Raw genomic sequence first — 21212 nt, 5'->3', positions numbered from 1 at the left:
GCTGCCTAAATGCAATTAAGCAGCTTCAAAATGCGGGACCGGAATATGATTATTAAAACGTATAACTATTTTGTGGGGATCGTACAGACCCAGACCCGCATAATGATGGTGAAGACACTGATAATTCAGACCAAACTAACGAAGTAGATGCACTTAATCAGGTTAACGACAATATCACGATACTGAATGACAATATCAACAATGCAAATTCTTCACTTGTATCACGACTAGACCAAACCGTAGGCGAAATACGAAACACTAACCAGTTGCTATCTGACGTTAAAAACTCAAACTACGACACCGCAATTGATATGGATGTCACTAACAATCTTTTAGAACAAATTAGCGAAAAACTAGACTCTGAAGATGGTGAAGACGAACCCCCAATTTCAGCAACAGCAGCGCGTAAAACAGGTGGTTTGAATGACTTATTCGACTCAGCAAAGCTAAGTGAATTGGAAATACAAAAAACACAAATTCAAACTGATTTAAAAGATTATTACTCACAAATTCAATCAGAAATCAAAGGTATGTTCGACATGCAAATAAACGCAACTGGTGCATATGAAGAACGGACAATGGTGCTTAAAGGTCAGTCTATTGATTATGGACTAGGCCGCTTCGCCACGTTCTGGCAATCACTTGCTCCTGTTGTGTTATTCGTTTTTTCTTGTCTTGCTTTATATGCCGTTTTAGGAGGTGTTCGTGCTTAGGTTTTTATTGTTTATTTTGATACTAATACCGTGTTTTGCATTTGCAGATACATACACAGGTGAGCAAGGCGTTGCTCAAATGCAAGGTGATTTTTTTACCGATTTCTGGTCATTTTTTGAGGATGACTTGCCAAGTTTTATAGATAGGTTTTGGGCATATATAACAGTTTGGGCGGTTAAGTTTTATTTTGAAATGAAACTTGAAAGCATCAAGTTAGCTTGGTTTATTGCAAAGCAAATATTAGAAAGTTTTCAAGTAGGTTCGCAAATAGCAAATCTTGCTAATGCACTACCACAAGACGTAAAAGCTGCGCTTGTTGATTCACGCTTCTTTGATGGTTTGAACATTTATCTTAATGCCCTAGTTACCCGATTTATTCTAAGGATAGTGTAATGAGTACGTATCTTTTTCATGGTGCGCCAGGTTCTTTTAAAACAGCATCAGCTACTTGGTTCGAAGTTATCCCAGCCCTACGTAAAGGCCGCTTAGTCGTAACGAATATCGAGGGTATTTTACCGCTCGAGACAATCGAGCATGAACTTGGCGAAACATTTCCCGAATCAGCCCAACTATGGCGTTTATCATCACAAAACGATGTGGGCGAAATGTTATGGCGTAATTGGTTTCATTGGATGCCAGTTGGCGCGCTAATTGTGATGGACGAAGTGCAAGACATTTATCCGACTGAATCGCGTTTTAAGCCCGAGTCTTGTGACTATAAACATGTATCGAACTATAAGAACGTCTTACCTGATTATATGTACGATTATCACATGAAAAAGTTAGAGGAAATCAAACCCCAAGATTTAACAGAAGCTGATACCGATGATTTAGGAATAGAAAGGTTTAATGAACATGGCCACGTTATATACCCAAAAACACTCAAAGAATCATACATGCGACACCGCAAGTACAACTGGGATATCCTCTGCTGTACGCCCGACATTGGGAGTGTCCACAAATACATTAGAGCCGTCACCGAATACGCCTATGCACACAAGTACTTTGACGGGCTCGCAAAAATCCCTTACTACTACCGACGTCCGAGAATCCACGAACACAACCCCAAGTTCGACGGTAAAAAGCCAAACAAAAACGAAACAATCAACTGGAAAAAAATCCCGCTGGAAGTCCACAAGTGCTACAAATCAACCGCTACCGGAAGTATTACGCAAGGAAAAGGTAAAAATTTCCTTCTCAGTCCACAACTATTTATTGTTACCTTTTTACTCATTTCTTGTGTCGGCTATTTACTATGGTATTTCTTTGCCGATAAAAACCCTGTGGAGGATAACGGCCAAGCCGCGCAAGCTTCTGTCGAAAGTACTTACAAGACTCCTGTTGTTAGTAATCGTGATGATAACAATCAGGTATCTACTAGCGCTAATGTTCTTTTAGAACTGCCATACAACGCTAAGCATGTATTTGTTTCTGGCATCGTCACAAAAAAAGATGGGTCAGCGTTTTCACGACATATCATTTTTGAATTACTAACGCCTGATTTTGGTTCCGTATCAATCACAAATACCGAACTACTTGGAATGGGTATCAATACAAAATACATAAACGAATGCAATGTACTCTTACAGTCTCAAAAATACGAGTATCGAGCCTTATGCAACCCTAGGCCAATAGACAGCCAAATACAAGAACCCAGTAAATCATCAATAGAATTACAACCGTTTGGCATTGGTAGCGAGTCAAGCGAAGTCTGAGCGTAACGAGCTAACAAGCCATAGGATTAATATGACCGATAAACAAATTGTAGAGATAATTTTACCGCTAACTATTTTTGAGATAATGCTGGCTGTTCTGATGGGTTTATTTCTGTACGACGGGTTAACGTTCTTATTACGTAAACTCTTAGAATCCATATCTAAAGGTAAAATCTGATAGCGACAAAGCTTAATTTCACTCTTTTGGGGTTATTAGGGGCTTGCCCCTGATGCAAAACCAACATGCCACATATCAATACCCGTACATCAAATCGACAAGGGCAAAACCAGCAACATTTGTATAAAAGTGGCTGGTTCGCCCCCTGCTAAACCAAAACAATGTATAAATTTAACTCCGATGTATCAGCCCTCCCCCCTAATACTAATAGGGGGGGAGCAAAAATTTTACCGCATGTGCACGTAAACACCCTATGCACGGTACTTAAATGTAATTGCATACAATCTTATGAAAACAACAATTCAACCCCTTAACCACTGAAATATAGGGAGTTAACAATGGTTAAGGTAGACTTTCAAAGTCAATTCTATTCACTATTCGGCACTGATTACGAATTAGCATCTAAGAAGCTTGGTAAATCACCAAGGCAAATAAGGCGTTATATCGAGACTGGCCGTGTATGTGGAACTGTAAGAATACTGACTGACATTATGTATCGAGGATATTTACCCAATTCGAATGGCTGGCATGATGCATATATCGATAAAGATGGTGTGATGCACTCCCCTTACGGAAAAGTTACCTCTGGTGATTTAGCATATGTGCATAATTACAAATGGGCCGCACATAGAGCTACGGAACAACTTAAAAACGCGAGAAAAAGGATCTCTGAATTAGAGCAATTATCAAATAGTGATGATATACAAGATGCATTACTAGATATTGTCGCTAAATTAGCTAGAAAAACAGGCTAATATCATTTAAGTTAGGTACATGCTTACCTAACTTATTCAGCATTTAAATGGATTTATTAATACTTTCTGTTAGCTCACTTTTGCAACTCTATACTGACTCAGTTCACGACCATTTCAGTGATATTTACGGTGCTGATATGAAAACCAAAACTGTACAATATCAAGGTCATAATATTTCTTATTCTTATCACCTTTGGAAACTTAAACCCAAATCAGTTTGTGCCAACAAAAAACAAGATTACACGAATTATTCTAGTTGTACTGTCAGCGCTAAATCCTTTTTTAACGATGTTTGCCAACACCTAGAAAGAAACCCGGAAAAAGGCTGGCGATACGTTAAAACAAAGAACATGTATTGCAACGCATCACTAAACTACAAGCCTGTTATAGCACAAGTATCTTTTTCATCAGGTCAGGGAAACCGAGAACTCGAAAAAGCATGCAGTACAGCCATATTAAGATATATGCAATTTAATAATGCAAAAAACAAACAAGAACGCGATATAGCCTGTGCCAAGGCTAGTACAAATCGATAAATCAAATATTCAACAATCTAGGAGTGCCTATGAATATCAGGGGAAAATCAATCAAATCAGTAACAAAGTTATTAGCTGCTGCAAAAGGTTGTAAAGAAATAAAGCTAGCACATAAAGTATCTCACGACATTGAAGAAAAACTTTTTGCTATTGGCTTTGATAATGAGCTATCTATTGGTGATTATTTAATTCCTGATGTTGTTGGTAAAGTTACTGAACTTAATGCTCATGGAAAACTTGTAGTAAGAAAGGATTTACCATTAGAAACGCATCCAAGATCTTATTATCGAACCTGGCAGGATTGGCATGGCCGAGAGCATTCAGGAATTCAAACAAGAAATATTGAAATGTATCCCAGAGAATACCAACCAGCATTCGAAGAAACTCTTCATGTAGTTGATATTGATCAAGATAAATATGTTGCAACCGATTCTATTAATCTAATTGAATCTAATGAATCCAGAAATATACATCTCGCAAATTTAATGCTTGAATGTTTCGGTAGTTTTGAAGTAATCGATTCAAAAAGTGGAAACATTGTGAGCGCTAAAGTTAAGCAATTACATTGGGATATTCTTCCTCCAGGTAAATACCCATGGTCTAAGGCTAAATCGCTTGTTGGAGAAGTTACAAAAAAGTTAAAGGACTCAGACAAAGGCGTCGTTGATATTAGAATGGAAAAAATCACTAAGTATAATCCTGATTTTATTGCCACAGGACGTGCTGGTTTCAACGGTTATTTTATTTACGGTTTTTCATCTAAAGGTGTTTACGTCTTAGAAAGTATCTATCTTGATAATGCAACTTATATTTTTGGAAATAATTGGGAGCAACTGTCAAAACTAACGAAAAATCAAATTATTAATGGAGAAATAGAACATAAAAGAATTGTTCATGATAAAGCTTGGGGTAGTAAAATAAAATATTACCTAAGTAATTAAATATAAAAGCAAAATTAAACCTCATTAACTCAAGTAACAATTTTAAGGAAACATTTTGAATATTTGGGAAGCTGATAAGCTATTACTTTTTATTGCGTTTGTTATTCCTGGTTTTCTTAGTATAAAAGTTTATCAGCTTATATTTCCAGGAACAGAACGACCTGTATCATCTATGCTTGTTGATGCTATTTCTTACAGTTGTATTAACTACTCTATACTATTTGTTCCCATCTACTATTTTTTTGAGAGTGATATTAAGTCTCTCATTCCAACACTGCTATTCTATTTTTGTGTATTGTTTCTTTTTCCTATAATCTGGGTCATCGTATGGAAATATATTAGGACTCGTAATTTTTTTCAAAAAAGTGCACCTCACCCAACCTCCAAACCTTGGGATTGGGTATTTGAAAAACGAGAGTCATACTGGGTTAAAGTAGTTTTAAAAGATGGCACAATTATAGGCGGGTTGTATTCACATAACTCGTTTTCATCGAGTGCCCCCGCCCCTGAACAGATTTATTTAGAAGAAGTGTGGATTTTAGACGAAGAAGGAGCTTTCAAAAGAAAAAAGAACCAAACTAAAGGTGTTATAATATTAAATAGTGAGATTTCACACATTGAATTAAGGGAATTAGAATAATTATGCCTGAAGATAGACAAACACAAAATAATGGTTATCAACCTCAAGACCGTGGTTATCAACCAACGACACCTGATCGTCCAATAGTTGAGGGCGGTTATACTCCAACTAACAGTGGTAATAGTCCCGCTAACAACCCTACACCGCCGGGTAAGGAATAAGATTTACTTATGGAATCTAACTAGCCTTAGATTCCATTGTTATCTATTTCATTATCAACTTTCCACGGGTCACATAATCGCCCATTCAATAAGAACATAGATTATTATTGTTACCTTTAGTTTATAAAATTGTCACTTTGACACAATCAGCATTTCATTTAATTCATTAATAAAAAAGAGAAAATTATCATTTCCTCTTCAATCACATACTACATGTTATGAGCCGCGTCGTTTGAGCCCAATTTGTTTACTAATGAAATTTGCGCACATATCAAACTCTTAGTTGTTTGAAGTAATAATTATGCCTCTTCTATTTCTTAATGATTATTTCCCCCTTAATAGTATTAACAGGCAATTTGCCTGTTTTCCTTAACTTATAAAATGTTAATTTTCAAATAACTATATGACTAGTAACAATTAATTATTAGTGTTATAAATTACTATAGAATGTAAACAGGCGATGTTGCGGTAGAAAAAGAGTCAACTTGCCTCTTAATAAACTGTTATATGCCACGTGGATATTCAATCAAGGAGGCTGTATATGTCTAAAAAATCGATAGTCGTTCTATTGCCACTTATTGCCAGCATTTCATTTGTATTTTCGTTCTGGATTTTGGAAGTGCGCAAGGCGCAAGAGTTTTCGGGTATCAGTAACGATGTAGCAGGAGGTGCGGTTTTGGGTTTGGGTATTGGTGTAATGCTCGTGCTACTTGCAACTGTACAAAACAAAAAACAGCGCTCTTTTTAGAGACCGTCATATAACAATACGCTCAAGTAAGGACAGGCTATCGCCTGCCTCTTAGCTTTGCGTTTTACACATAAATGTCACTTTGACATATTTAAATATTTATTTAACTCTCTAATAAAAAAGAGGAAACTATCATTTCCTCTTAAATCACATACTACATGTTAAAGGATGCTGATTTCATCACGTTTTCGTTACTCTTTACAAAATTAATTAAATTATTTTGAATCAATATGTTAGCATTATGTTATTAATAACAATGACCTATACCAAGGTTTACCTTGGTAGGTCTCACGTATAACAGAGGTTTACTTGAGTTACGAAGTTGTCAGTAATTGGTTCGAAGAAGAGTTTACTAATCTTGACCCGTTACTGCAAAAGTTACATTTATTTGGTGGAGAGCTCAGTGGAAACGTTGAGATATCCTACGGACGTGGCGTTTCAGGTTTAATTGGTAAAAGACTTGCTAGAAAAATGAAACTGCCTTCTCAAGGTATTCATGATTTAGTTGTGTCTATTAAGCACTCTGAATCCGGGCTTCATTGGGATAGAAAGTTTAACAACAACACTACTGTTGAGTCTCTTTTTGTGCCAGTCGGTAATAAAAAGAATGGCTTTTGGATCGAAACTACAGGTCCTTTGAAAATGAAGTTAACTGTCGATATTATTGACAATGGTTGGTTTTGGCGTTGCTTAAACGTTTCCGCATTTGGTTTACCAATACCTCTATGTTTAATTCCTAAATGTAAAGCTTATAAACTTATTAAAGATGAAAAGTATATATTCAGTGTTTCATTTTCTTATCCTTTTTTAGGTAATTTAGTCTCGTACTCAGGAAAGTTAAATGCAAAGTATTATGAATATCAAGACTGAGCTGAAAGTAATGCATGCGTGTGAGCTTGGTGCTGTTGGTGTTTATCGAGGGCATAAGTGTGTCGCAAGATATTTTTTCCGATCTAACCTTGCAGAGCTTGATAGCATGAGGTTTCATGAAAAAAGCCATGCTGAAATTTTTAAAAATGAGCTTTCAAAACGAGATAGTAGAACGTGTTATGCGGTCCAGTTATTCTTTTGGGGAGGCTTGTTTTATGGAGTATTTATAGGGTTATTTGGTCTAAAATCCATAGGGACAAGTACAAGTACCATAGAGTCTATAGTTGTTCATGAGTTAGACAAAGTTTTAGAAAAATTGGACGTAAGATCAAGTCTGTATGCAACAATTAAAGAAGTTCAGCTCGAAGAGCTAGAGCATAATGACTCTGGAAAAGAGTTAGCAGGTGAAAACTTTTGGCTTTCTGGTTTTATTTCTAGAATTGCGAAAGTTGGAGCATATAGCGCGAAAAATCTAGCCTCTATTTTATAGTCTCTAATAACGAGCATCAATTATGATTGTTAAAAATGCGTATAAGCCACCCGTCATTCTCAGTTTATATAGTTGCCTAACTTTCTTCATATTTCCAATATTTAGTTTGTTAATAGGTTGGTATTTCAATGCAATACTCGGCTTAGTTAGTGGCTTTGTGGGGCTTATTTTATTTATATTCTCTTTAAAAAAAGATCATATTCGTCAGGATGTAAAATTAAAAGATTACATTATTCAACTTAGCCGAAACTTTCATTGTCCTGAATGTAATATGCATTTGGATGAACATATTGAGCATGGCAAAATAGTTGGGTTACCCATTTTATATCATTGTGAAGATTGTGAAATTATTTGGTTCACTGGTTTGTACTACGATAATACTTAATCGTTAATCTGTAAAAAATGTCACTTTGACATATTTACATGCCAACTTAACCTATTAATAAAAAAGAGGAAAATATCATTTCCTCTTCAATCACATACTATACATTAGAGGGTGCGACTGTTTGGGTATGAAATAAATACGCAACAGGCTATTTTTATGTTTTTAGAAAGCTCTAATCTTTCTCTTGCTTTACGGGGTCAAGGCATTACACTGTTTGATTTTTTCGTTGCAAGGATATTGCTTTGAAATATTTAAAGATGTTATTGCTCGCACCGTTGATAGTATTTCCTGCGTTAGCATTTGCGTTATTGTTCGTGAGTGCTCCTTTTAACTCACCACATTCCAGTTTTGATAACATTTGGTCAAATTATTTTGTAATAAGCATTTATGCACTCTTTGTTGCGTATTTAGGAAATACGCTTATCGGCTTGCCTATAATTTTTATCCTTAACAAGCTTAAACGACTAAATTTATGTAATATTCTGTTTTTTTTGCTTTTCATACTTTTAATTTTTGCGCTAAATGATAAAAATTTATCGGCTGAGAATTTTAAAACAGCTGATAGTTTACAGAGCACATTTTGGTTTTATGTTGGATTGTTTTATTTTGCATTAAGTGTCGCAATAACAGATTATTTAATAGTTAAACATAAATAGCACACATCAAAATGTCACTTTGACATATTTAAATGTTTATTTAACTCATTAATAAAAAAGAGGAAACTATCATTTCCTCTTCAATCACATACTACACATTATAAGATGTTTAATAATTATTACTGCTCCTAGTGTTAAATTGAATTTATTAGTTTCAATCCATGCATTATATAGATTTATAAAATGAATTATTGAGTTAGCAAAATAAGCTAAGAAATTAACGATTCGTCGTTGGTATTTTGAATTTCATTGGCTTGTTTTAATTCCTTTTCTTGACGTCGCTCTTGCCCTTTTTGGTACTCATTAGCAATCATTTCTTCTAATGCTAAAACTTGTTTTTGAAAATCTTCTTGGCTAATGTCACCTGTTTCAAGCATACTTTCAAGTTCTGCTATTTTTTCTTTCAACTGTTTCACTTTTTCAAGATCGACGCCGAGTCGTTGCATTAAAATCGCTTCTTGAATTTTTTCTAAAAAACTCGCGTTGCGCTCTGATTCAAACATGCTTTTATTTTGATACTTTTGTGATGTTTCAGATGCAGTTTGACTAGGCATTTCTTTTGTTATTGCTTGGTCAAATGTTGCCGAATTCTCATCAGCGACCGGCATTTCTTTGCCTGTTTTCTTTTCATTATCGCTTTTATTGTGGCTTGGCTGCTTAATTTGGTGATCTGCATTGGTTGATGATGAGCTAAATAACAACATAATAATCCCTTATCCTTTATGTTGTTCGCTGTGCGAACAGTTAAATAAATACGTATATTTATTTACAAATTTCAGACCATGTTTATATTTAAATGCTATTTATTTTACAAACACGCGAACTATTATCGCTGCCTACTTTTATACAAGAAGATATTATAAGGAAATGAAAAAAATCAAATAAGTTTAACGAAAGCCACACTATTTTTTAAAGCTTTATCAAATATTTTTTTACTTAAATTATTGAGTAACGTTTATTAAAAGAATAAAAAATCCGATGTCTACACGCCATCGGATTTTAATGTAAAAAAACGTTTTGTGTTGTTATTAAGCTTTTTCAGATTGTGCTTTTTTACGTGCAGCTTTTTCAGCTTTACGTTTGATGATAGCTTCTTGTGCTTCGTTACCAATGTGGCCTTCGCCACGTGCTTTTGCTAGCTCAATTTGTTTTTGACGCTCTGCAAAACGCTCACGTTGTTCATCACTTACTGTATCAATACAATGATGACATGATAAGCCTTCTTGATAAGCTTCAAGGTGCTTTTCTTCTTCGGTGATTGGCATACGACACGCATGACACTGATCGTATGAGCCTTTGTTTAAGTCATGGTCCACCGCAACGCGATTATCAAATACAAAACACTCGCCTTTCCACATAGTGTCTTCTTTTGGCACTTCTTCTAAGTACTTAAGAATACCGCCTTCAAGGTGATAAACTTCTTCAAAGCCCTGCTCTTTCATATAAGCTGTTGATTTTTCGCAGCGAATACCACCTGTACAGAACATCGCTACTTTTTTATTTTTGTTTGGGTCGAGGTTTTTCTCTGCCCATTCAGGAAACTCGCGGAATGTTTTGGTTTTTGGATCAACGGCATTTTCAAAAGTACCAATTTCGATTTCGTAATCATTACGTGTATCAACTAGCACAACATCAGGGTCTGAAATAAGAGCATTCCAGTCTTTTGGTTTTACGTAAGTACCAACAACTTCTTTAGGGTCAATGCCTTGCACACCCATGGTAACGATTTCTTTCTTAAGTTTTACCTTGGTTCGGTAAAACGGACATTCGTCGTCAAACGATTCTTTCGATACAATATTATCAAGTCCTGGTTGCTTATCTAACCACGCTAATAATGCATCGATACCCTCGCGCTTTGCGGCAACCGTTCCATTAATACCCTCTTCAGCTAACAATAATGTACCGCGCACATTATGTTGTTCCATAGTATTCAGTAAAGGTTGACGAATTTCTTTATAGTTAGGTAAAGAAACAAATTTATAAAGGGCACACACGACGTATTGTTGAGACATAATTTTCCTAATGTTTAGCTTTAAATACCAACCGGAGCGTAATTCCGGCGCCAAAATGGGTCGATATTGTAACAGAAACTTTGTGCTGTTCAATTCTATTGTCTATATTTTGCACACAAAACCATCGCTAATTAGCTATGTTTTTGTCTTTCATGTAAAATGCACGCTTTATTTTATGCCACAAACACATTGAGTGGAGAGACACATTTGTCCTTTGAAGATTTAGGCGTTGATAAGCGAATTGCAAGTCAACTTTCACACATTGGTATTACTACGCCGACGGATATCCAGCAACAAGCAGTTCCTGTTGCCATTGCTGGACACGATTTACTTGCCCAATCAAAAACAGGTTCCGGTAAAACATTTGCATTTCTATTGCCCGCAATTACACGCTTAAGTAAGCAAAAAGCGTTAAGTAAACGCGATCCGCGTGCGTTGATTATTACGCCGACACGTGAATTGGCGAATCAAGTGTATAAACAGTTAACCTTGATTATTGCAGGCACAGGATTAAAAGCGACAAAAATTGTTGGCGGCGATAATTATAATGACCAAGTTAAAGCGCTGTCTAAAGACCCACAATTTGTTGTTGCAACACCAGGTCGACTAGTTGACCATCTTGACGACCGTAATTTCTATTTAGAAGGTCTTGAATTATTGATTCTTGATGAAGCCGACCGTGTATTAGAGCTTGGTTTTAAAGATCAAATCGAAAAAATAAACACTGCGGCAAATCACCGTTTACGTCAAACTTTGTTTTTCTCGGCAACATTAGAGCATGCTGAAGTAGATGCCCTTTCACGTAATCTACTTAAAAATCCAAAACGCGTAACCATTGATGCCAGTACACAAGAACACAACGATATTACGCAAAAATTTTTCTTAGCGGATCACTTAGATCATAAGATTGCGCTATTAATTGCCGCAACAAAAAGCGCTGAATCCGGTCAACAAATTGTGTTCACCGCAACCCGTGATGACACAGTAAAGTTATCCGAAATCTTAGAGCAAGAAGGCTATAAAACGCTTGCGTTATCGGGTGATATGAATCAAAGCAAACGTAATTCTATTATGGATGCGTTTTCACGTGGCCAAGCACAAATCTTAGTGACGACAGACGTGGCATCTCGAGGTCTTGATTTACTCAATGTATCGCAAGTTATTAATTTCGACTTACCTAAGCAAGCCGAAGAATATGTGCACCGTATCGGTCGAACCGGACGCGCTGGATTTAAAGGTAACGCATTGTCTTTAGTAAGTGCAAAAGATTGGCAGAGTTTTAAAGCAATTGAAAGTTACTTATCTAAGCGTATTGGTTTTTCAGAAATTGATGGCTTAGTAGGTAAATTCAAAGGGTTTAAAGAAAAAACACATCAACCAAAACAGAATTTGAAAGCAAAATCTGTCAGTCAAAAAACAAGCAAACACAAAAAGCCATTCAAAAAGCCAAATAAAGCCAAAACTGCAAAGGCTATTCCGGCACCGTTTGATGTTGATGGTGTTGCACCATTAAAGCGTCGCCCAAAGAAGGATGAAGAATAATGACAATTCAACTTGGTAAAATGAATAGTTTAGTTGTTAATGAAATTGCGTATGAAGGTGCGTATTTAACAGACGACAGCGGCAATGGTGAAGTTTTTCTTAAAAAAGAAGACATGCCTAACGACTTAGCAGTAAAACAAGTAATTGAGGTATTTGTATTTGAGGAGCAAGGAAACTTAACTGCAACAACCAAAACCCCAATAGCACAGTTAGGTGATTTTGCCCTACTCCAAGTGACATCAATTAATGCCATTGGTGCGTTCGTTGATATGGGCATTGGCAAAGAGTTACTGGTACCTTACAACGAGCAGCGTCCAAAATTTGAATTATCACGTTCATACTTAGTACACCTTTATTTAGACAAGGCATCTCAGCGCTTATGTGGTTCGTCAAACCTAAATAAGTTTGTTAAACAAGAGGCGACAGGCTTTAAAAAGTCTCAAGAAGTATCCATTATTGTTGCTGGTCGCACAGATCTTGGATTTAAAGTAATTGTGAATAATGAATACTGGGGCATGGTGTTTACTGACCAAGTTTTCAAACCTCTGTTTATTGGTCAAAAGCTAAAGGCCTATGTTGCTAAATTACGTGAAGATGGCAAATTAGATATTCGTTTAAGTAAGCCTGGCGTCGCAGGTTCAAATGAACTATCTGATGTAATTTACGATAAGTTAACACAGGAAAACGGTGTAATTCATTTAGGTGATAAGTCAGATCCAATCGCCATCAAAAAAGCATTTGGTTGCAGTAAAGCAAACTTTAAACGTGCCATTGGGCATTTGTTTAAGGAAGGTAAGATTGATCTTGCCGCGACTAAGATTACGTTAGTTAAATAACAAAAGGCACATTGCGTGCCTTTTTCTATAAATGATTTGTTGAATCTACGAGATCAGCAAATTGATTACTGTAAACACATTTCTGATAACGTTTGCCATAATCTAATGCCTCATTACCGTCTTCGAACTCGATAGGCGCTAAACGGAAAATTTGCAGCTCGCATTCGTCTTTATATGTTTCAATTAAATTCAAGCACTCTTCCATTTTTGCTAAATTAGTTTCGTTTTTACCAATCGCTTGGCAGCGAGCCTCAACTTGCGTATTTAATGAAAGCTTTAATTCAAATTGATTAATGGGCTGGTGATTAATGGTATCTAGTATATCTATAAACGCATTTTGGCGTGTTTCGTTATCGTAATGTTGATAACCTAGGTAGACTGCAACGATCGCAGCAATTACAAAAATAAAACGCATTAAGTACTACTCTTCTTATTCTTTTTAGCTTCAAACGGGAATGCACTAATGCCTTAATTTACATTAGTGCAACTACTTTAATTAGATTAACTTAAAGTGTTATTTATTTCAATTAAAGTAGCTTGAGGATCAGGTGATTGGGTAATTGGGCGACCAATAACAAGGTAATCACTGCCGGCATCAATCGCTTCACGTGGTGTCATAACGCGTTTTTGATCGCCTTTATCAGAACCTGCCGGTCGAATACCTGGGGTGACTAATTTGAATTCGCTACCCAAAGTCGACTTTAATACCGACGCTTCTTGAGCAGAACACACTACCCCATCAAGGCCTGCCTCTTTTGCCAATTTCGCTAAAAACTGAACTTGTTCGTTTGGTGTTTTATCAACGTCTAAACGCTTTAATTCTGCTTCGTCCATTGACGTTAGTATTGTTACTGCGATCAGCAATGGTGCATCATTACCATATTTTTCAAGCGCTTGTTTGGCTTTGCGCATCATTTCTGGGCCGCCACTGGCATGCACATTTACCATCCAAACGCCTAGTTCCGCCGCTGCGGCAACGGCTTTGGCCACTGTATTAGGAATATCGTGGAATTTTAAATCTAGAAATACATCAAAGCCTAAATTAATTAACTTCTTCACAAATTGAGGGCCAAAATACGTAAACATTTCTTTGCCTACTTTTAAGCGGCAATCCTGTGGTGAAACGCGTTTTACAAAATCTAACGCGGCGCTTTCATCTGCGTAATCTAATGCAATTAATACTTTGGCATCGTGGTTCATTAATAAATCCTAACTCAAAAAAAGGAATAACATATTATGTGTTTTGTTTAAAACCCGTCTACGCCACTCAATGGCACCAATGACTCAACATGTTTACAAGAAGGACAAAACCAATACATTTTTTTACTTGTAAAGCCACAATGGTTACATTGGTATAATGATTTTGTGGCGATGTAGTCTTGGACTAAATTATTTATTTCCGTTAATACTGTTTTAATGTCCTGACTTTGTTCAGACATCAACATTAATAAGTAACTAAAGCCCCTAATATTGGGCTGCTTACGCAAAACTTGTGTAATATAATTTCTCGCTTCGTCAACCTTACCTTGGGCCATAAGGCTTTTACAGTAATGTATTTTGATAAGCACACTATCGCTTTTTAAATGCTTAGAAAGATGAGAGAAATAGTTATCTTGTAAGTTAAGCTTTTCATAGCTTACTGCTAATCTATCTAAAAAGATTGGTGCGAATGCTATATTTTTATCGAGTAAACTGCCCCAGTATTTAATCGCTTGAAGAAAATCGCCGTCGTTATATGCGTTTTCACCAAGCATGTACTTTGGCCTAACGAGATCTTGCGTTAATTCTGTAACGATATCGAGATGTTTTAAATCTTTGTCTTGAATCGCCTTTTCACAATAAAAATTAGCGATTGTTTTCTTTAATTGGCTGGTGTTAAAGTCGGGCTCATGAGACTGAAATAGTGCAATGCCTTTATCCCAATCATGGCTTTGTAAATACAATAGCATCAACTGACAAAGCGCGTTGCTATCTTTTAATGAGTGCAGATAAACAAGGTTCTCTTCAGCGCGGTCAAGCAATCCTGCCATCATATAATCTTGCGCTAGTTCATAAAGAACATGTTTTTTTTGCTCTAACGAAAGTCCGTCATGTTTTAACAGTAATTCGTGTACTTTAATTGCGCGGTCTAATTCACCACGTCGACGAAACAAAGTTGCTAGAGTTAAATAATGTTCTACAGAATTTGCTGAAATTTCTAGTAAACCAATTAGGTGTTCTAAACCTTGGTCTTCTTCACGGTCAAGTAAGAATTTTAAACCTTTACTATACTCATTAATAATTTCTTGGTTTTGTTGTTGGGCTTCATTATTAGCATTGTTTTTACCCATTATATAACCGTAAGCTGCCGCTACTGGTAACAACAAAAACAGCAATTCGATCATTAACTATCCATGACTTTGAGAAGTAAGCTTCTGATTTTGTCTTCTTAAACGACGGTTTTGCAGTTTAGCTTTTGACAATAGAATTGTACTGAGTGCAACACCTAAAAATAGGCCTAAGGCACAACAAATACTTATTATGAAAGCGAGAGGAATTTCTGCACTTGCTATTATAAAGTTAATTTTTACCAGATGAGGGTTTTGCGACCCCAATACAAATAAAACGAATAGCAAGCACAGGAGAAAAGTTACTTTGAGAATTTTGGTCAAAACAGCCTCAAATTATGCAATACTTGCATTCACGCGGTCGCGCAGTTCTTTTCCTGGCTTAAAGTGAGGTACGTATTTGCCCTGCAATTCTACTTTATCACCCGTTTTTGGGTTACGACCAACACGTGGTGCACGATAATGTAGAGAGAAACTGCCAAAACCACGGATTTCAATTCTATCTGAACTTGATAAAGAATCAGCCATAAGTTCTAACACTTCTTTTACTGCATTTTCTACATCTTTCGCTGGAATATTTGCGTGCTGTTCAGCAAGTTTTTCAATCAGTTCTGACTTTGTCATGTAAGTACCCTTTATAATTGTAATAGGAAGAGCAGCTATTAAGCCGCTCTTCCAAGTCGACTAATTAGTCTTTTTGAGCATTTTTGAAAGCTGCTGCCATTGCATTTTCAAACGCTGGCTCTTCTTTCTTAAGCTTATCTAGCGCTTCTTTCTCTTCAGCTTCTGAAATTGCTTTGATTGAAAGGCTGATAGCGCGGTTCTTGCGATCAACACCTACAAACTTAGCTTCTACTTCGTCACCTACAGAAAGAACTGCTGATGCGTCTTCAGTACGCTCAACTGCTACGTCAGCTACACGGATGTAACCTTCAACACCTTCGATAAGTTCAACTGTAGCGCCTTTAGCGTCGACTTCAGTTACTTTACCCTTAACAATAGCACCTTTTTTGTTTGCGTCCAGGTAGTTATTGAAAGGATCAGCTTCGATTTGCTTAACGCCTAGAGAGATACGCTCACGCTCTGGGTCAACTTGTAAAACGATAGCTGTGATTTCGTCGCCTTTCTTGAACTCACGTACAGCTTCTTCGCCAGGCGTGTTCCAAGAAATGTCTGAAAGGTGAACTAGACCGTCAATGCCGCCTTCTAGGCCGATGAAGATACCGAAGTCAGTGATTGACTTGATCTTACCAGTAACTTGGTCGCCTTTGTTTTGTAGACGAGCAAATTCTTGCCATGGGTTAGCTTTACATTGCTTAAGACCTAGAGAAATACGACGACGTTCTTCGTCGATTTCAAGAACCATAACTTCAACAGTGTCACCTAAGTTAACAACTTTTGAAGGGTGGATGTTCTTGTTAGTCCAATCCATTTCAGAAACGTGTACTAGACCTTCTACGCCTTCTTCGATTTCAACGAAACAGCCGTAGTCAGTAAGGTTAGTTACACGACCAGAAAGCTTGGAACCTTCTGGGTAACGACCAGCGATAGCTGCCCATGGATCTTCGCCAAGCTGCTTAAGACCTAGAGAAACACGTGTTTTCTCTTTGTCGAACTTAAGTACTTTAACTAAGATTTCGTCACCAACGTTAACGATTTCGCTTGGGTGTTTAACACGTTTCCAAGCCATATCTGTGATGTGTAGAAGACCGTCAACACCACCTAAATCAACGAATGCACCGTAGTCAGTAAGGTTCTTGATGATACCTTTAACTTCTTGACCTTCAACAAGGTTCTGTAGAAGTTCTTCACGCTCTTGTGAGTTTTCTGACTCGATAACAGCACGACGAGAAACAACAACGTTGTTACGCTTCTGGTCAAGCTTGATTACTTTGAATTCTAACTCTTTACCTTCAAGGTGAGCTGTGTCACGTACTGGGCGCACGTCAACTAGTGAACCTGGTAAGAATGCACGGATAGTGTCAACTTCAACAGTGAAACCACCTTTAACCTTACCATTGATGATACCAGTAACAGTTTCTTGCTCTTCACATGCTTTTTCAAGACGGATCCAAGCTTCGTGACGCTTAGCTTTCTCACGAGAAAGGATAGTTTCACCGAAACCATCTTCGATTGCATCTAGTGCAACATCTACTTCATCACCAACTGCTACTTCTAATTCACCAGCAGTGTTTTTGAATTGCTCAGCAGGGATTGCGCTTTCAGACTTAAGACCCGCGTCTACTAGTACGATGTTGTTTTCGATTGAAATAACAGTACCTTTAACGATTGAACCTTGTTCTGCTTCAAAACCCTTTAGGCTTTCTTCAAATAACTGTGCAAAATTTTCTGACATTATAAGTCTCTAAATAAAATATCCATTTGGCTATCCTGCCGCATGGGGTTGTTATAAAAATCAACTCTTCCTATGAGTTAACCAATTAAATTCTTTTCGATACACAAAGACACCACTTGCTCAAATGCTTGATTTGCATCGAGTTCGGTAGTGTCTATAACAATTGCATCTTCAGCAGGTACAAGCGGAGCGACTGGGCGATTCATATCGCGATCGTCACGTGCTTTGATATCTGCAACTAGGCTGTCTATTTTAACATCAACACCACGGTGCTTCAACTCAAGAAAACGGCGATTTGCACGCTCTTCTGCTGACGCTGTTAAATATACTTTTAGCACTGCATCAGGGAACACTACAGTGCCCATATCGCGACCATCCGCAATTAAGCCTGATTCGCTTCTAAATGCACGCTGTCGACGTAATAACGCTTCGCGAACACTCGGCAATGCGGCAATTTTAGATGCCATGCCACCAACCTCTTCAGTACGAATTGATTTGGTAACATCTTCACCTTCTAAAATAATTTTACCATTGCCGGTTTCATTATCTATCACAAATTGCACATCTAAATTAGCCGCTAACGGCAATAAAGCTTCTTCGTCTGTTGGTGTTATCATATGGTGGCTCGCTGCTAGCGCTAAAACACGATAAATCGCGCCACTATCTAATACGTCCCATCCAAGCTTATTTGCTAATAAACGGCAAACGGTTCCTTTACCTGAACCACTTGGTCCATCGACTGTAATTACTGGTTGACTACCCAACATTACAACCTCCCAAAATGTACAAAACTAAAATCGCCGCGCAGTATACGCGATAATTAAAAAATTATCGCTACTTTACGGTGAAAAATCTGTGATTTCTATTTTAGACGATTATTCCGACACACTTGCAAGTGTTTCAAAATAGGTAGGAAATGTTTTATAGGTACATTTAGGATCATTGATAATTACATCATGACCACCTACCGCCACCATTGAAAAGCACATGGCAATTCGGTGATCATCATAGGTATCTATTTCGGCAAGTTGAATGTTATCGGTAGGGGTTACTTCAATAAAGTCATGCCCTTCTACCACCTCTGCACCGAGCTTTCTAAGTTCTGTTGCCATCGCATAAAGTCGATCCGTTTCTTTTACTCGCCAGTTATAAATGTTGCGTATCGCTGTTTTACCTTCTGCAAAAAGTGCAACGGTTGCAAGCGTCATGGCAGCATCTGGGATTGCATTGGCGTCGATATCTGCGCCCTTAAGGTCACCTTTAGACACAACAAGATAATCGTCATGCCATTCGATTTTTGCACCCACCTGCTCCATCACTTTTGCAAAACCAATATCGCCTTGCACACTTGCGGCGCCAACACCATTAATACGGATTGTGCCGCCATTAATCGCTGCGGCAGCAACAAAGTAAGACGCACTTGACGCGTCACCTTCAACCATAATTCGACCAGGCGATTGATACTGCTGATTACCTGTCACTACAAATGATTGATAATCATTATTTTCAACACTAACACCAAATTTGGCCATTACGCCTAAGGTAATATCAATATAGGGTTTAGAAACAAGCTCGCCTTTTATAGTGATTTCTGTGTTGTTTTTAAAAAGCGGCGCCGCCATTAACAGTGCTGTTAAAAATTGGCTCGAAATACTGCCGTCAATTTCTACTTTACCACCGGCTAGTTGATTACCCACGATTTTAAGTGGCGGATAATCTTTATTTTTTAAATAGCAAATATCTGCATCTAATGCATGTAGTGCATCAACAAGGTGACCAATTGGCCTTTCTTCCATGCGAGGTTCGCCGATTAGCTCATATTCACCATTGGAAGTGGCTAATACTGCGGTAAGTGGACGAAATGCTGTACCTGCATTACCTAAAAATAGTGGCTCAGAAGGCGTTTCGAAATTGCCGCCTTTACCATGAACTTGGGCAATTGTTTTATCTTCATTTAGCGATACCTCAACGCCCATAGCGTTGAGCGCTTTAAGCATATGACGAATATCATCGCTATCGAGAACATTCACTACTTGTGTTGTGCCCTCACATAGTGCTGCCAATAATAGAATGCGGTTAGATAAACTCTTAGAGCCCGGTAACGCGACTTCACCATTTACACGCTGAATCGCTTGTAAGTGTAACTGTTCCATTACTTATGCTCCTGTTCGAACTTATGCATGAAGTCTACTAGTGCTTTTATGCCTTCGATTGGCATTGCATTGTAAATACTAGCACGCATACCACCTACCATACGGTGCCCCTCTAAGGCGAGTAAACCAGCTTGTTTCGACTCTGCTAAAAAGGCTTTGTTCAGTGATTCATCGTTAAGCCAAAATGGCACATTCATTTGTGAACGGAAGTCACGCGCAACGGTATTTTTATAAAACTGGCTATTATCAATAAAATCATAAAGTAATGACGCTTTTTCGATATTTTGTTGTTCTATTGCGGCAACGCCACCTTGTGCTTTTAACCATTTAAAAACTTCCGCAGCTAAATACCAAGAATACGTTGGCGGCGTGTTATACATGCTTTCTTTTTTTGCTTCTAAGGCATAATCAAAAATGCTCGGTTTCTGTGTACCCTCACGTGAAAGCAGTGATTTTTTGACAATAACAATGGCAAGACCTGATGGGCCGATATTTTTCTGTGCTCCCGCATAAATTAAGTCAAACTGATTTACATCAATTTCACGCGAAAGAATGTTTGAAGACATATCTGCAACGATTGGTGCACGATGTTTTACGGTATCAAAAATTTCAATGCCGTCAATTGTTTCATTTGGGCAATAGTGAATGTATGACGCATCGCTCGGTAATGGCCAAAGGTCAGACGTTAAGCAATTAAACTCGCCGTTTTTATCATCGCGTACATTAATTTCAATAGCATCGGTAAACTTTTGCGCTTCGCTAAATGCACCATCAGACCAAATGCCACTATTGATGTAGACCGCTTGTTTGTTTGCAACATGAAGATTCTGCGGTACAGCAGCGAACTGACCGCGACCACCTCCGTGCATAAATAACACGGCATAGTCATCAGATATGTTCATTAGTTCACGTAAATCACGTTCGCTTTGCTCAGCAAGCGCTATAAATTCGCTACTGCGATGACTTATTTCCATCACATTAACGCCAAGTCCTTGCCAGTCTAAAAACTCTTTTTGCGCTTTTTCTAATACTGCTCGGGGCAAACTTGCTGGCCCTGCACAAAAATTATATACACTCATTCCCAAAACCTCATTTGTACATAATTAGAAAACAAAAAAGCGGCTGTTAGCCGCTTTTAACATTGTTCATACTGTAACTGATTAAATATCAAATTACCGCATGATAAAGATGAATATT

26 protein-coding genes are annotated in these 21212 nt (G+C 37.5%); 15 read left to right on the top strand and 11 right to left on the bottom strand.

Going from position 1 to position 21212, the window contains the following annotated elements; all coding sequences use genetic code 11:
• Nucleotides 1-266 precede the first annotated feature (266 nt).
• The 13 genes from AN214_RS16585 to AN214_RS16530 all read left to right on the top strand — a co-directional run bounded on the left by AN214_RS16585 (nucleotide 267) and on the right by AN214_RS16530 (nucleotide 8789).
• On the top strand, nucleotides 267-713 hold the full coding sequence (locus AN214_RS16585; RefSeq protein WP_054980745.1) for a hypothetical protein: 447 nt from the start codon (nucleotides 267-269) through the stop codon (nucleotides 711-713).
• Entirely contained in the window at nucleotides 706-1107 is a 402-nt protein-coding gene (locus AN214_RS16580; protein WP_054980744.1) for a DUF2523 family protein, read from the top strand. Before AN214_RS16585 ends, AN214_RS16580 begins: the two co-directional genes overlap by 8 nt.
• The gene (locus AN214_RS16575; protein ID WP_054980743.1) at nucleotides 1107-2429 is read left to right on the top strand and encodes a zonular occludens toxin domain-containing protein; all 1323 of its coding nucleotides are present in this window, start codon (nucleotides 1107-1109) and stop codon (nucleotides 2427-2429) included. The genes AN214_RS16580 and AN214_RS16575 overlap by 1 nt, the downstream gene beginning before the upstream one ends.
• 516 nt (nucleotides 2430-2945) lie before the next feature.
• Entirely contained in the window at nucleotides 2946-3362 is a 417-nt protein-coding gene (locus tag AN214_RS16570; RefSeq protein ID WP_054980742.1) for a hypothetical protein, read from the top strand.
• A gap of 47 nt (nucleotides 3363-3409) precedes the next feature.
• Entirely contained in the window at nucleotides 3410-3898 is a 489-nt protein-coding gene (locus AN214_RS16565) for a hypothetical protein (protein WP_054980741.1), read from the top strand.
• Between the two features lie 29 nt (nucleotides 3899-3927).
• On the top strand, nucleotides 3928-4839 hold the full coding sequence (locus tag AN214_RS16560) for a hypothetical protein (RefSeq protein ID WP_054980740.1): 912 nt from the start codon (nucleotides 3928-3930) through the stop codon (nucleotides 4837-4839).
• 55 nt (nucleotides 4840-4894) lie between these two features.
• Complete coding sequence (locus tag AN214_RS16555) at nucleotides 4895-5479, top strand: DUF6338 family protein (protein ID WP_054980739.1); 585 nt, start codon at nucleotides 4895-4897, stop codon at nucleotides 5477-5479.
• A 2-nt stretch (nucleotides 5480-5481) separates the two neighbouring features.
• Nucleotides 5482-5640 (top strand): hypothetical protein, encoded by a 159-nt coding sequence (locus AN214_RS22885; protein ID WP_200911141.1) that lies wholly within the window; start codon nucleotides 5482-5484, stop codon nucleotides 5638-5640.
• 541 nt (nucleotides 5641-6181) lie between these two features.
• Nucleotides 6182-6388, top strand: a complete 207-nt coding sequence (locus tag AN214_RS16550; protein WP_054980738.1) for a hypothetical protein — start codon at nucleotides 6182-6184, stop codon at nucleotides 6386-6388.
• Between the two features lie 309 nt (nucleotides 6389-6697).
• The gene (locus tag AN214_RS16545; RefSeq protein WP_054980737.1) at nucleotides 6698-7258 is read left to right on the top strand and encodes a DUF4166 domain-containing protein; all 561 of its coding nucleotides are present in this window, start codon (nucleotides 6698-6700) and stop codon (nucleotides 7256-7258) included.
• Nucleotides 7230-7748, top strand: a complete 519-nt coding sequence (locus tag AN214_RS16540) for a demethoxyubiquinone hydroxylase family protein (RefSeq protein ID WP_054980736.1) — start codon at nucleotides 7230-7232, stop codon at nucleotides 7746-7748. Before AN214_RS16545 ends, AN214_RS16540 begins: the two co-directional genes overlap by 29 nt.
• Nucleotides 7749-7770: 22 nt before the next feature.
• Nucleotides 7771-8133 (top strand): hypothetical protein, encoded by a 363-nt coding sequence (locus tag AN214_RS16535; protein ID WP_054980735.1) that lies wholly within the window; start codon nucleotides 7771-7773, stop codon nucleotides 8131-8133.
• Between the two features lie 242 nt (nucleotides 8134-8375).
• Nucleotides 8376-8789 carry a hypothetical protein gene (locus AN214_RS16530; RefSeq protein ID WP_152960790.1) on the top strand — a complete coding sequence of 138 codons (414 nt, stop codon included), beginning with the start codon at nucleotides 8376-8378 and terminating at the stop codon, nucleotides 8787-8789.
• A 209-nt stretch (nucleotides 8790-8998) separates the two neighbouring features.
• On the opposite strand, the gene AN214_RS16525 is transcribed toward AN214_RS16530, so the two are convergent.
• Together AN214_RS16525 and AN214_RS16520 are read right to left on the bottom strand one after the other, a co-directional pair.
• Nucleotides 8999-9493, bottom strand: coding sequence for a hypothetical protein (locus tag AN214_RS16525; protein ID WP_054980733.1), 495 nt, complete (start codon nucleotides 9491-9493; stop codon nucleotides 8999-9001).
• Nucleotides 9494-9817: 324 nt separating this feature from the next.
• Complete coding sequence (locus tag AN214_RS16520) at nucleotides 9818-10801, bottom strand: rhodanese-related sulfurtransferase (RefSeq protein WP_054980732.1); 984 nt, start codon at nucleotides 10799-10801, stop codon at nucleotides 9818-9820.
• 207 nt (nucleotides 10802-11008) lie between these two features.
• Between AN214_RS16520 and AN214_RS16515 the strand changes: the two genes are divergently transcribed.
• Together AN214_RS16515 and AN214_RS16510 are read left to right on the top strand one after the other, a co-directional pair.
• The gene (locus AN214_RS16515) at nucleotides 11009-12343 is read left to right on the top strand and encodes a DEAD/DEAH box helicase (protein ID WP_054980731.1); all 1335 of its coding nucleotides are present in this window, start codon (nucleotides 11009-11011) and stop codon (nucleotides 12341-12343) included.
• The gene (locus tag AN214_RS16510; RefSeq protein ID WP_054980730.1) at nucleotides 12343-13179 is read left to right on the top strand and encodes a S1 RNA-binding domain-containing protein; all 837 of its coding nucleotides are present in this window, start codon (nucleotides 12343-12345) and stop codon (nucleotides 13177-13179) included. Before AN214_RS16515 ends, AN214_RS16510 begins: the two co-directional genes overlap by 1 nt.
• Before the next feature lie 25 nt (nucleotides 13180-13204).
• Here AN214_RS16510 and AN214_RS16505 read toward each other — a convergent pair whose 3' ends face one another.
• The 9 genes from AN214_RS16505 to serC all read right to left on the bottom strand — a co-directional run bounded on the left by AN214_RS16505 (nucleotide 13205) and on the right by serC (nucleotide 21094).
• Nucleotides 13205-13594 carry a hypothetical protein gene (locus tag AN214_RS16505; protein ID WP_054980729.1) on the bottom strand — a complete coding sequence of 130 codons (390 nt, stop codon included), beginning with the start codon at nucleotides 13592-13594 and terminating at the stop codon, nucleotides 13205-13207.
• Nucleotides 13595-13680: 86 nt separating this feature from the next.
• Nucleotides 13681-14379, bottom strand: a complete 699-nt coding sequence (gene pyrF, locus AN214_RS16500; protein WP_054980728.1) for an orotidine-5'-phosphate decarboxylase — start codon at nucleotides 14377-14379, stop codon at nucleotides 13681-13683.
• Nucleotides 14380-14426: 47 nt separating this feature from the next.
• Nucleotides 14427-15563, bottom strand: coding sequence for a heat-shock protein (locus AN214_RS16495; protein WP_054980727.1), 1137 nt, complete (start codon nucleotides 15561-15563; stop codon nucleotides 14427-14429).
• Between the two features lie 3 nt (nucleotides 15564-15566).
• Entirely contained in the window at nucleotides 15567-15773 is a 207-nt protein-coding gene (locus AN214_RS22275; protein WP_233430497.1) for a LapA family protein, read from the bottom strand.
• Between the two features lie 69 nt (nucleotides 15774-15842).
• A complete protein-coding gene (gene ihfB / locus AN214_RS16490; protein ID WP_010560088.1) occupies nucleotides 15843-16130 on the bottom strand; it encodes an integration host factor subunit beta in 288 nt (95 codons plus the stop codon).
• Between the two features lie 64 nt (nucleotides 16131-16194).
• Nucleotides 16195-17862 (bottom strand): 30S ribosomal protein S1, encoded by a 1668-nt coding sequence (gene rpsA / locus AN214_RS16485; protein ID WP_054980726.1) that lies wholly within the window; start codon nucleotides 17860-17862, stop codon nucleotides 16195-16197.
• Between the two features lie 77 nt (nucleotides 17863-17939).
• Nucleotides 17940-18629, bottom strand: a complete 690-nt coding sequence (cmk, locus tag AN214_RS16480) for a (d)CMP kinase (protein ID WP_054980725.1) — start codon at nucleotides 18627-18629, stop codon at nucleotides 17940-17942.
• Nucleotides 18630-18737: 108 nt separating this feature from the next.
• Nucleotides 18738-20015, bottom strand: coding sequence for a 3-phosphoshikimate 1-carboxyvinyltransferase (gene aroA, locus AN214_RS16475; protein ID WP_054980724.1), 1278 nt, complete (start codon nucleotides 20013-20015; stop codon nucleotides 18738-18740).
• Complete coding sequence (serC, locus tag AN214_RS16470; protein WP_054980723.1) at nucleotides 20015-21094, bottom strand: 3-phosphoserine/phosphohydroxythreonine transaminase; 1080 nt, start codon at nucleotides 21092-21094, stop codon at nucleotides 20015-20017. Before serC ends, aroA begins: the two co-directional genes overlap by 1 nt.
• Between the last annotated feature and the right edge of the window lie 118 nt (nucleotides 21095-21212).

The sequence above is a fragment of the Pseudoalteromonas sp. P1-9 genome (assembly GCF_001399975.1).
GTDB lineage: Bacteria > Pseudomonadota > Gammaproteobacteria > Enterobacterales > Alteromonadaceae > Pseudoalteromonas.
Note: the sequence above shows the minus strand (reverse complement) of the source record. Positions and strands in the feature narration are given on the sequence as shown.